This window comes from Bacillus sp. FSL E2-8887 (assembly GCF_038007205.1).
Taxonomy (GTDB): Bacteria; Bacillota; Bacilli; order Bacillales; family Bacillaceae_G; genus Bacillus_A; species Bacillus_A mycoides.
This window is the reverse complement of the sequence record NZ_JBBOWS010000001.1, coordinates 912,268-924,795: the sequence shown is the minus strand read 5'-3', so window position 1 is coordinate 924,795 and position 12,528 is coordinate 912,268. Positions and strand designations below refer to the sequence as shown.

Sequence of the window (12,528 nt, the reverse complement as noted above, 5' to 3'; positions counted from 1 at the left end):
TCTCTGTTTATTATTCTGCTTTCATTTCTTCTGCATCATATAGCAAACATTCATTTTCCAATTCAAATAACGAACTTACCATCCATTTTTCATAAATTTTCTTCTATATAATTTTTAGCTACCTCATTGTTTGGGTCATCTTTTAATATATCCTTTGCCCAATTCATAGCTGCTTTTTCTTCAAAAACATCATCTGGAACATTAGCAAAAAACAATAAAAACTCCCTATATTGCATATCATTAGGCTCCAATTCGATACACTTCTTTGCATGATAAAAAGCAGCTAGATATGCCCCCTCTAAATGACATAGTGGATGACATAAAATTTCTGATGCTAGTGCATGTAATCTAGCATCATTTCGACTCTCTAAATAACTAGTCAAGAAAGTGTATACAATAATATTGGGTTCATTAAAAGACCATTCTATTAAAAAATCCTCTAATTCCTCAATACTTATTTTATTTGCATGTGCTATCGCATTTCCAATGTCTCCTCGATAAATTGCATTTTTCAACAAATTATTCATTGTTTTACCCACCCATTTGATATATATATCTTCCTGTTCTTCTTAACATACGTAACCGTTACCTGTTGCCCTTTCAAATTTCACTAACGCTTTTACAATTCATCTTCTACATAAAATACTACATTTTGAAAATTGCTTTTAAATTTCTCTATGTTATAGTCATCATCACTTGCAAACATTAAAATTGATGTATCAAAAAAACCAAACTCCATTACTGATCCTGGCAACGTTAAATTGTACTCATCTTTCCAATACTCTCTGTTTTCTAAAATAATTGGAGTGTCTGGAATATTTTCAAGGAGTTTTTCATTTCCTTTCTCCACAGCAATCACCACTCCAAATATAAGTAAAACTTTATACTCTTTCAAAAAGCTATAAAGATCTTCACCTGAAATATAAAATTTTTCTTGCTCAAATATGGTATCCATCACTTCCACTCCGCCTTTATATACATGCGGCACCATATCTGCAAATATCCAATCATACTTGCTCATATCCTCAAATATAAATGAAAGCATTTCATTTATATATCCTGAATCATCTGCTACATAAAATCTCATAGTATCACCACTTCTTTCTTAAAGGATACCACGTAGTATGCTGTGATTTTCCATTTCTCCATTTAAAATATCGCTTTTTATCTAACTTTCCGTTTTTAAAGTGATATGTCACACTATTTTTCTTTGCACCATCTGTTGGTATTGTCCGCTGATCAAATACTACCTTTCTCTTCGGCGCCCCAATTTTCCCTTTATATTTCACTGTTTGCTTTACAGCACGCTTAGCCAATTGTTTACTTACAAAACGTCCTACATGTGGAGCAGCCATTCTAGCCCCATGTATAGCAAGTGGAACAAACCACGCTAAATGCCCATCCGGATCCACCATCATCACCGGATTATTATCACCATACGTATACCCATTCATTGTAACCGGATCATCCTCATCACCCGGATCAGGATCCACCGATAAGAACACACCGTGATCTGGGTTATAGTAACGAGCCGTTAAGTAATACATGTATCCTGCATATCCAAACGGATTATCTGCTGCGATACCTTTCGTATCACTCTTTAATACATTACCCCACGAATCATATTCATACGTTGCGACAACTTCTCTATTTTGATTTGTCATCGCAACGACATCACCACGAGGGTTATAGTGGTAGTATACTGTTTGTCCTTGCGATTTCATTGCTAGTCGTACGCCACTTGTTGAGTATACATATTGACGAAGTACAGTTCCACTTCCATCTGTTTCATACAATGGATTGATACTGTCTCCATCATAGAAGTAGCGTGTTACTGTTCCACCTACATTCTTTTCAATACGACGATTATCTTCATCATACTTATATGTTGCAAATGGATTACTCTCACCCTGTTTCGTAGTCGCTACAATCTGGTCATCTTCATTCCATGCATACTTATACTTTCCATCAGATGTACGGTTGCCATTCGCATCATACGTTAACGATTCGTTTCCGAATTTTACAAGTTGATTTCCTTCATTGAACGTTGCGGCTATAGACTTTGTTTCCGCTCCATTCTCTACAACTTTAACACTCGTACGGTTTCCAAATCCATCATATGTGTATGATTTACTTGTTCCGTTTGGTAATGTCTCGTTTAGTAGTTGGTTAATTGGGTCATATATAAAGTTTGTTTCTGTTACTTTTCCGCCTGTACTTTCATGCTTTATCTTCGTACGGTTCCCCGCTTGATCATATTCATATCGTTCAGAAAGTAGAATACTGTTTGATGTACCTACTACTAAATCTTTAATCTTGTTCGCATGGTCATAGTTGAAGGTAGAACCTGAACCATTTCCAGCTGTATACGTACGAACATTTCCTTGATCGTCGTAATCAAATCGATACGTTTGAGAACCGTCTGTCACACATATGTTTTGATCTAACGTGTTGTAGTCATACGATACTTTATTTGTGTATCCGCCTTGCGTTACTGTTTGTTCTTTTAATTTTTCTGTCTTACTGTTTGCTTTGTCATGATACGCCCAGTCAATTTTTCCACCTCGGCTATCCGTTGCACTTGTGGCGCGATCTGCCTTATCGTATGTTTTCATACGTTCTACACCATTAACATGGTCTTTGACTTTCGTAACTTGTCCATTCTCATCACGTTCAAATGTAAATGAATCTTTTCCATTGCGCTTTTCGCCAATGACGCGGTCTGCTGAATCATAAACAGATTCTAAAATTGAGCCGTTTGGCATTTTTGTCTGAATTTCGTTCGCATTCTCATCATACGTATGTTCAATACGACGGTTTAACGCATCGACATACACTGTATTTTTATTATCTACATCATATTCGTATTTGTGTGTTTGCGTTTTCCCACCAAACATGACAGATTTCTCTGTTGTATTTCCTTAAAAAAATAATCCCCTAACATTTTAAACATCAACAATAACAATAATAATAAATAATAACATGAATATTCAATTAATTTATCGTATTTTTTAGAAAATGGCAAAACAAAAAAGACCCATTCCCTAACAAACTAGAGAAAAATAGATCTTTTTCATTCACTTTATTTCTTAAAGTAAGTCCAACCTTCTTCTTGGTAAATCTTTTCTTCTTTCATCAGTTTACCAAGTGCACGCTTAAATGCAGCCTTACTCATATTGAAACGTTCTTTAATGTCTTCTGGGTTACTCTTATCCCAAAACGGCATTGCTCCGCCTCGTTCTTCCATATATGCATAAAGTACTGCTGCATCATCTTCCATTCCTTCTTCTTTACGAGGAAGAAGTGAAATGTTAATTGTACCGTCGTCTTTCACGTCAATAATACGACCTGTTACGCGCTCACCGATGCGGACTTGTTCTTTTCTTTCTGTATGGTGTAAGAAAGCACGGAAATGCTCGTCAGTTAGTATGAATGAACCAACTTGAAGTGAGCGATACACACGTCCATTTACGTTTTTATTACGCATAGATGGCGTTGCATCTACGATAATTTCTTGCATATCACTGTCTCTTGCCGGAAGAGCAATTAAACGATCACGATTCGTTAATTTTAACGTACAATATAATTCGTCGCCTTCCTGAGGCCATACTGGCATATAAATTGGAAACTCATCAAGTGGAATTAGTATATCTTTTGATACACCAATATCAACAAACACACCTAAACTAGGAATAACTTCTACAACCTTTACCCAATTCCAATCATGCGTTGTAATAATTGGTTCCTTCATTGTTGCTGAAATACGATTTTGGTGATCAAGGTATAAGAATACATCAATCGTATCGCCTTCTGCAATTTCTCCAGCTAATTCGTTTTTATGTAGGAAGATTTCTTCCTCTTCGTTTCCAACCATATATCCGATTTCCGTTTCGCGTAAAACAGTTACCTGTTCAATCGATCCTAATTGCAAATACATATTTTTTAATTCCCTTCTCTATATATAAAGTTATCTTTTTTATCATTCCAAACAAAAGTTAATTATAACACGATTTTTCCTTTATTTGTCCAACTGCCCAAAATTCACTATAATTAAATAAAGACTGTATCTATAGGACTATATTCCCCTACGGATGATCCGTCAAAACACTTAAGTTGCAACAACTCTATCTAATCGATGTACTTTCCGCTATACTTTAATATGTATATTACATAGCCTATTTAGGTGCATGAAAAGATAGAAATTTATTTGGAGGTGCTAACTATGGCAAAAGAGAGTTCTTTTGACATCGTTTCGAAAGTAGAATTACCTGAAGTAACAAACGCAATTAACATCGCATTAAAGGAAATCCAAAACCGATATGACTTTAAAGGTAGTAAAAGTGATATTAAATTAGAAAAAGAAGTACTTGTTTTAACTTCTGAGGACGAGTTCAAATTAGACCAAGTAAAAGACGTTCTAATTTCTAAACTTGTAAAACGTAACGTTCCAATTAAAAACTTGGACTACGGAAAAGTTGAAACTGCATCTGGTAATACTGTTCGCCAACGTGCAACTCTGCAACAAGGTATCGATAAAGATAACGCGAAAAAAATTAACAACATCATTAAAGAAATGAAATTAAAAGTAAAAACGCAAGTACAAGATGACCAAGTACGCGTAACAGCGAAAAGCCGTGATGACTTACAAGCAGTAATCGCAGCCGTTCGCAGCGTCGACTTACCAATCGACGTACAGTTCATTAACTACCGCTAAGAAAAAAAGATCCTCTATCTATACAGAGGATCTTTTCTTTTTAACCGCAATTAAAAAAGCAATAAATAATACGTTCACACCGACTATTAAGGAGATAAACAACCAATTCACACCTGTTTCTTCGCTAACTTTATACACATTCGACTCTTCGCGCTTTAAAACAAGATAAAACTTTCCGTTTTCTTCTCTTATAATTTCGTCTTCTAACAATCCTCTTAACTCTTGTTTTTCACCAATTGCACTTACAGGTAAGGAAACCTTTTGCGTTTCTTTCGTATTATTAATCGCTACTAGTGTTACTTCATCTTTATACTTTCGTTTTAATATACTCATTCCATCTTTATCATATAGAAGTTCAAACGTACCACGTCGTAAAGATGGTCTCGCTTGTCTAAGTTCACCTAGCTTCGTTATGTGCTGCATAAACTTTTCATCAGATTTGAAATCCATTAATCGTCTATTATCTGGAGCATCTCCCCCATCTAATGCGATTTCAGTTCCGTAATAAAAATTCGGTATCCCCGGGGATGTTAATAAGTAAGTGATCGCTAGTTTTAAACGAGACGGCGGGTAATACATATTTTCTTTTGCAATACGTGCAAATCGCTTTGTTTCTTGATTATCTAAAAACGTAGCGAATTCCTCTTCTTTTCCACTCACATCATATAAAGGTTTCACAGACATATCTGCTTTTGAAAATGACTCTACTATTTTTTTATAGTACTCATTATCTTCCTTTGTCATAATGTGAAAATCTTTCTTTACCTTCTGCAAATCCTTTTGCACTTCATCCCAAAAAGCACGCGGCTTTTTTTCACTATGTATCACATAACTTCCGTCTAAATCGACTTCTTTTATCCACCATTTCATCGAGTCTATTAATTGTTGTTCATTTTCTTCATACGGAAATTGAAAGACAACTTTCATTCCTTTTTTGTGAGCCTCATTTACAAGTTCTTTCACATCATTTTCTGTTCCGAAATGTTCATTTACTTTTTGAAAATTTCGAACGCTTAATCCGTCATACTTTTCACTTTCAAAAAGCGGCGAAAGCATAATAGTAGTAAATCCCATTTCTTTTATGTAGTCCAATCTTTTTATAATCCCACGTATATCTCCGCCCTGATACCCTTCTAAATTACCAACGTCTAACTGTTTGTCATTTTTCGATTCTCCGTTATTAAAGCGATCAATCATAATGGAATATATAACTTCATCTCGCCATTCCCTTTTTTCTTCCGCAAAAGTATGTACTGGTACAAACAAAATAACAGCTAAACAAAAACAAATGAATAGTTCCTTAGTCCATATTTTTTTCACACGCATCCCCCAAACTTCCAATTGTAAGAATATTATACCAATTTTTAGAGCAAATCGCATACGTTGATTTTATCCCCCAAAAATACATCATGTTAGGTTTTCTGACATCATCTAAAAAGTTTTCTGGATTTTTAGTTGATTTTTCTTTTTATTTCGAATATGATATGAAACATAACATATATATGTTATTTTTTCTAACATCATAGGAGGAGAGAGAATGAATACGGGAGATACAGTTTTTATTTTTGTAACGACAGTAATGGTCATGTTGATGACACCAGGATTGGCACTTTTTTATGGGGGTATGGTTCGCAGTAAAAACGTACTCAGCACGACAATGCACAGTTATAGCGCAATGGCTATCGTTTCGATTCAATGGATTGTTATCGGTTATTCTTTATCATTCGGGCCAGATTGGCACGGACTTATCGGCAATCTCGATTGGTTCGGTCTAAACGGAGTTACCTACGCACCAAACCCAGACTACTCATCTACTATTCCTCACAATTTATTTATGATGTTCCAACTCATGTTCGCTATTTTAACTCCCGCTTTAATTTCAGGGGCATTCGCCGAAAGAATGCGATTTTCTGCCTTTCTTATTTTTATCCTTCTTTGGACAACAATCGTTTACAATCCTGTCGCTCATTGGGTATGGGGCGTTGGCGGATGGCTGAGAGAACTCGGCGCGTTAGACTTCGCTGGTGGTAATGTCGTTCATATCACATCTGGCGTTGCTGGTCTTGTATTAGCTATTTTTCTTGGAAAACGAAAAAACATAAGCGGCACCTCCCCTCATCATTTACCATTTACAATGTTAGGCGCAGGCTTACTCTGGTTCGGCTGGTTCGGTTTCAACGTCGGTAGTGCATTATCTTTAAATGACGTAGCTTTAACTGTATTTATTAATACAAATATAGCCGCCGCTGCCTCAGCTCTAACTTGGATGCTTTCTGAATGGTTCTTCCAATCAAAACCGACTGCGATGGGAGCTGCTTCCGGGGTTGTTTCTGGTTTAGTCGCAATTACGCCGGCTTGTGGATTCGTTACACCTTTCTCCGCTCTTCTTATCGGAGCAATTGGCGGTATATTATGCTTCGGAGCTGTCTTCTTCTTAAAAAACAAATTCGGATACGACGATACACTCGATGCATTTGGATGCCACGGCATTGGAGGAACTTGGGGCGGTATTGCAACTGGACTATTTGCTACTACTACTATAAATAGCGATGGTGCTAACGGATTATTTTACGGAAACGCCACTCTCCTTTTCAAACAACTTGTAGCAATCGGAGCAACATATGCATTCACAATCATAATGACGTACGCCATTATTAAGGCTATTAACTTCTTCCTTCCTGTTCGCGTCGATGAGCACGAAGAACAAATGGGGCTTGATATTTCGATGCATGGGGAGAAAGCTTATGAGTATACTGAGCGAGTAAATTAAAAAAGAGATGCAATCTATTAATAGTAGATTGCATCTCTTTTATCGCACTGATTAGCACACCCCATCCTGTATTTCCATAAATATATCGATCGTTTCTTTCAATATATCGATTTACCGACGAATTCCGACATAGCTAAAACGCAAAATACCCTGCATGATTTTACACAAAAAAGACGACCGTTTAACAGTCGTCTTTTCCTATTTACTTCGGAACATTCCCTACATACTGCGTAATATCAACATTTAACGCCCCTGCTAAACGCATTCCGTAGTCATGATCTGCGCGGAAGAAGTTGCAAATAGCTAGTAATTTCGTTTGCTCATTTACGCCTTTTAAGTCGTTTGTTAAGTTCGCAATTAAGTTGTCTTGCTCTTCTTTAGAGAATGAACGGTAACGCTCACCCGCTTGCTTGAAATCATTTGGTTTGTCAATTTTTTCACGAGATACGTAGCCTTCTACTTTCATAGTTGAATCGCGGTAAGTTGGGTCCTCAACTGGATTTTCAGTATGACGGCTCGGTTCGTAGTTTATTGTAGATGGGTTTTGATCCACTTGCATCGCACCATCACGTTGTTGATTACGAACAGCTGCGTATGGGCAGTTTACAGGAATTTGTAAATAGTTTGCACCAAGGCGATAACGCTGCGTATCTGGGTAAGAGAATAAACGACCTTGTAATAATTTATCTTCAGATGGTTCAATACCATTTACAGTTGCACTTGGAGTAAACGCCGCTTGTTCTACTTCCGCAAAGAAGTTTTTCGGGTTACGATTTAACGTCATTGTCCCTACTTCAATTAATGGGAAGCGATCTTCCGGCCATACTTTCGTCGGATCTAACGGATCGAAATCTAAAGAATCCGTTTCTTCTAGTTGCATTACTTGTACGTGTAAATCCCATTTCGGATAGTTTCCTTTTTCGATTGCATCGAACAAGTCACGAGTTGCATGATTGAAGTCTTTCCCTTGCACTTCTTGCACTTCTTTCGCACTTAAATTACGTACACCTTGCTGTGGTTTCCAGTGATATTTAATGTAGACGATTTTACCTTCTGCATTAATCCATTTAAATGAATGTACGCCGAATCCTTCCATTTCACGGTAGCTTGCCGGTGTACCGTAATCAGAAAATACCCACGTCATCATATGTGTAGATTCCGGACTTAACGTCATGAAATCCCAGTAACGATCTGGTGTTTGAACATTTGTATCAGGTGCTGGCTTTAAAGAATGCACCATGTCAGGGAATTTAATTGCGTCACGAATGAAGAAAACCGGTAAATGGTTACCTACGATATCATAGTTTCCTTCTTCTGTATAAAATTTAACAGCGAACCCACGGGGATCACGAGCTGTCTCTGGAGAACCTTGACCATGAATAACCGTTGAGAAACGAACGAATACAGGTGTTTCAGTTCCTTCATTTTGTAAAAACGCTGCTTTCGTATATTGCTGCATGCTGTTTTTCGTTACGAATACACCGTGAGCACCTGCACCACGTGCATGCACAACACGCTCAGGAATACGTTCACGATCAAAGTGAGCAAGTTTTTCTACTAAATGATAGTCTTCTAACAATACCGGTCCACGGCGACCAGCTGTACGAGAGTTTTGGTTATCTCCAACTGGAGCACCTTGGTTTGTTGTTAAGCGCTTATTTGGATTCATCAAGGGTGATCCTCCTCTTTCCTTCATAGTAATTATTATTTATTTAAAATTATTATAAACTAATTATTATTCAAAATTAAATCCTTGTCAACTATTTCCTTCATTTTTTTGGAAACAATTTCAGCTAAACAAGCAATAAATACAGATTGTAAATTGGGCATATTTAGTCTAAAATATGCGGCATTTAATTCATCAGTTACAACTTTACATTCATAATCGGTGTCATATAAAACTCCTAAATCGAGCAATGTGTTTTAAACCTAAGTAACAAAAAAATTCATACTCTGTAAACATTTTATTCATTGAATCTGTTAATTTATGCGCCTGCTCTTTCATTATTTTCCCAAGCGGTGAAATTCCACCAATTGCTTTATACCGTTCGATTAAATTTTGGAGCGCTTCTTCAGACGGCTTACGCCCGTGACGAATGCGAGTATACATCATCTAATGACTCCGGCGTTCCATACACCATCACAAGCAAACCTATTTTCTTCGTCATCTATATAGCACCTCAATTTTGGAAATGAGAATCTTTTTCAAGAACATTTGTTTCCAATTATAACAAGCAATAATAAGTACGTCAAAATAATAATTCTAAATAAGTATTGTTTCTAATATGATTTCGAATTTTATATGACAATTTATTTAAGAAAAAGAGCGGCTCACATAAATATAAGCCGCTCTTTCCCTATTCCTTAATATTTACCCCATACTCTTTAAACCAAACATGAATTTGCGCTAAATGAGCTAAAAGCTGCGGCCCTGTCATTAATTGACCAAACCACGGTTTTTGAAATGCACTGCCGCCAGACTGGATCAATCCGCTCAATTGCTCCTTATCGAACAATTCATGCAAAATTGAGCCTTTATCCGTTAATAAATCTTGGAGCCATACTGTGACTGCTTTCGTATAGTGCGGGTTATGCGTTTTCGGATACGGACTTTTCTTTCTATACAATATATCATTTGGAAGTAATCCTTCTAAAGCCTTACGCAATAGACCTTTTTCGCGGTTTTTATACATTTTCATTTCCCAAGGAATATTCCACGCATATTCGACAAGTCGGTGGTCCGCAAATGGAACGCGTACTTCTAAGCTTGCCCCCATACTCATACGGTCTTTTCTGTCTAATAATGTTGTCATAAACCATACCATGTTTAAATAAAATAATTGTCGTCTCTTCGCTTCTAATGGGCTTTCTCCCTCTAAAATAGGAACTTCTTGAATGGATTCTTCATAGCGTTGTTGTACATATTGTTGTAAATTTAATTTATTTCTCCATTCTTTCTTCAGAAGTTGTTCACGCGCTTCTGTAGAACGCATCCACGGAAATGCACTTGATTGTAAATCATCTTCTCTATAAAACCACGGATAACCGCCGAATATTTCATCTGCACATTCTCCAGATAAACCGACGACAAAATCTTGTTTTATTTCACGGCAAAACCATAATAATGAAGAATCAATATCTGCCATACCAGGCAAATCGCGAACGAGTACTGCTTCTGTTAAATACTGTGCTAGTTGTTCATTAGAAATGACGCAGCGATGATGAATTGTTTGAAATGTCTCTGTCATTAAATTAATAAATGGTGCATCTGAATTCGGCTGAAACGCATTCGCTTTAAAATATTTGTCGTTATCTTCATAGTCAACAGAATACGTGTGCAATTGACCTTTCCCTGATCTTTCATACTCTTTCGCAGCAATTGCTGTGATAGCACTTGAATCTACACCTCCTGATAAAAAAGTGCATAGTGGTACGTCAGAAACTAATTGTCTCGTAATCGCATCTTGTAATAAAAAACGAGTTTTCTCTACTGTTTCTTCAAATGAATCTTCATGTTTTTTACTTTCTACATTCCAATATCTCCATATACATAAACCGTCTTTTGAGAACGTCATTGCATGACCCGGACGCAGTTCTTGAATACCAGCATATACACCGTGACCAGGCGTTCTAGATGGTCCGAGGCCAAATATTTCTGACAACCCTTCTAACGTTACTTCCGCCTTCACATCTGGATGCGCTAGTATCGCTTTTAACTCTGAACCAAATAATAATCGTCCGCTATCATATTTATAAAAAAGCGGTTTTACACCTAATCTATCTCTAGCAATAAAGACTCGTTCATTTTTCTCATCCCATACTGCAAACGCATATATACCGTTTAAATGATCGACACATTCTTCTTTCCATTCAATATAAGATGCCAATAGTACTTCTGTATCGGAATGCCCTTTAAATGTATAACCTCTTCTTAATAACTCTTTGCGAATATCTTCTGTATTGTAGAGCTCTCCGTTATAGCAAATCGCATAACTCGTTTCGTCTTTTAAACAAGTCATGGGTTGTTTACCACCTTCAGGATCTACAACGATTAACCGTTTATGCCCAAATGCGACGTTCCCTTTAATCCAAACTTTATTATCATCTGGACCGCGTTTCGCTAGCGTTTCCGCCATCTTCGTCACGATGTCCCTTTCCCCTTCTAATGAGCGTTTATAATCCACCCATCCTGTAATCCCGCACATAAGAATCATCCTTCCTAATCTAATATCTGTTTCTGAACGTGCAGTAATCCCCACCCTATGAGTGCGGATACATAAAAACAACAAACTTGACGATAACTAACTATCCACATATGGAATAGCAGTTTCACAGTGTAAAGCGTGTTTTATTGTATGCCCATCTATCTTTAGGTGTGTCTAGTTATAAAGAACGTACGAACTGTCCATAACAAGAATAACTATTTCTATAAAAGGAGAAATGAACTATGATACAACGCAAACACATTTTGTATAACCAACCGCGCGCTCATACAGTCGGTAATGTAGAATATATAAACAAAGAATGGGTATTCTTTGATGATGAAAATGATGAGGCTTTTCTATTAGAAGATATTGCTGAAGATGGTTTTGAAATTTTATATAACAACAATTGGCTACCAGCTCGTTTTTATGAACAAGACATATTACAAATTGCAAATGAACAACATTCTCTCCAAAACGGGGAAATGATACGAATTCGAAAAAAATTACTTCTTAGCTATAATGAATGGCTTGAGGAATTACCTGACTCTGTCTTTACATTATTAACCGAATCATTGCAATCACTTAATTACTCTTTATATGATTGCATGTATTGTCATAATTATTTATCCTTCTTGCCAAAAGAGGAAGCATGCGAAGGAGTAAATATTCTTTTATTCGATAACGACGAAATGATTTGTACATTGCAGCATCATTTTGTACGCCACTCTTCCTCTAATAAAAATATTTTGCGATTTACGAAAGTAAACGGAGAAGAGTTGCATATTGATGCGACATAAAATAAAAACCACCTTATCTCCCAAATATTTGAGATCATAAGG

The 12,528-nt window shown here is 36.7% G+C and carries 9 protein-coding genes and 2 pseudogenes; 3 read left to right on the top strand and 8 right to left on the bottom strand.

Annotated features, from left to right (window positions below; genetic code table 11):
• Window positions 1–89 precede the first annotated feature (89 nt).
• The 4 genes and pseudogenes from NSQ08_RS04495 to NSQ08_RS04480 all read right to left on the bottom strand — a co-directional run bounded on the left by NSQ08_RS04495 (window position 90) and on the right by NSQ08_RS04480 (window position 3,937).
• A complete protein-coding gene (locus tag NSQ08_RS04495; protein WP_340772085.1) occupies window positions 90–527 on the bottom strand; it encodes a hypothetical protein in 438 nt (145 codons plus the stop codon).
• Window positions 528–619: 92 nt separating this feature from the next.
• Window positions 620–1,087, bottom strand: coding sequence for a hypothetical protein (locus NSQ08_RS04490; RefSeq protein WP_002202793.1), 468 nt, complete (start codon window positions 1,085–1,087; stop codon window positions 620–622).
• A gap of 4 nt (window positions 1,088–1,091) precedes the next feature.
• A pseudogene (locus NSQ08_RS04485) lies at window positions 1,092–2,921 on the bottom strand (RHS repeat domain-containing protein); the annotation flags it as partial.
• 161 nt (window positions 2,922–3,082) lie between these two features.
• A complete protein-coding gene (locus NSQ08_RS04480; RefSeq protein ID WP_002011240.1) occupies window positions 3,083–3,937 on the bottom strand; it encodes a CvfB family protein in 855 nt (284 codons plus the stop codon).
• 285 nt (window positions 3,938–4,222) lie between these two features.
• Between NSQ08_RS04480 and NSQ08_RS04475 the strand changes: the two genes are divergently transcribed.
• The gene (locus tag NSQ08_RS04475; RefSeq protein WP_002011241.1) at window positions 4,223–4,714 is read left to right on the top strand and encodes a YajQ family cyclic di-GMP-binding protein; all 492 of its coding nucleotides are present in this window, start codon (window positions 4,223–4,225) and stop codon (window positions 4,712–4,714) included.
• Window positions 4,715–4,732: 18 nt separating this feature from the next.
• On the opposite strand, the gene NSQ08_RS04470 is transcribed toward NSQ08_RS04475, so the two are convergent.
• Entirely contained in the window at window positions 4,733–6,094 is a 1,362-nt protein-coding gene (locus NSQ08_RS04470; protein ID WP_193652775.1) for an alpha-amylase family glycosyl hydrolase, read from the bottom strand.
• A 157-nt stretch (window positions 6,095–6,251) separates the two neighbouring features.
• Here NSQ08_RS04470 and NSQ08_RS04465 point away from each other — a divergent pair, with 157 nt between their 5' ends.
• A complete protein-coding gene (locus NSQ08_RS04465) occupies window positions 6,252–7,484 on the top strand; it encodes an ammonium transporter (protein WP_256484863.1) in 1,233 nt (410 codons plus the stop codon).
• 202 nt (window positions 7,485–7,686) lie between these two features.
• Here NSQ08_RS04465 and katB read toward each other — a convergent pair whose 3' ends face one another.
• The 3 genes and pseudogenes from katB to asnB all read right to left on the bottom strand — a co-directional run bounded on the left by katB (window position 7,687) and on the right by asnB (window position 11,689).
• Window positions 7,687–9,153 (bottom strand): catalase KatB, encoded by a 1,467-nt coding sequence (gene katB / locus NSQ08_RS04460; protein ID WP_340772072.1) that lies wholly within the window; start codon window positions 9,151–9,153, stop codon window positions 7,687–7,689.
• Window positions 9,154–9,390: 237 nt separating this feature from the next.
• A pseudogene (locus tag NSQ08_RS29890) lies at window positions 9,391–9,652 on the bottom strand (ferrochelatase); the annotation flags it as partial.
• A 189-nt stretch (window positions 9,653–9,841) separates the two neighbouring features.
• Window positions 9,842–11,689 carry an asparagine synthase (glutamine-hydrolyzing) gene (asnB, locus tag NSQ08_RS04450; protein WP_061675293.1) on the bottom strand — a complete coding sequence of 616 codons (1,848 nt, stop codon included), beginning with the start codon at window positions 11,687–11,689 and terminating at the stop codon, window positions 9,842–9,844.
• A gap of 242 nt (window positions 11,690–11,931) precedes the next feature.
• Here asnB and NSQ08_RS04445 point away from each other — a divergent pair, with 242 nt between their 5' ends.
• On the top strand, window positions 11,932–12,486 hold the full coding sequence (locus tag NSQ08_RS04445; RefSeq protein WP_002140810.1) for a DUF2777 domain-containing protein: 555 nt from the start codon (window positions 11,932–11,934) through the stop codon (window positions 12,484–12,486).
• The last annotated feature ends 42 nt before the right edge of the window (window positions 12,487–12,528 follow it).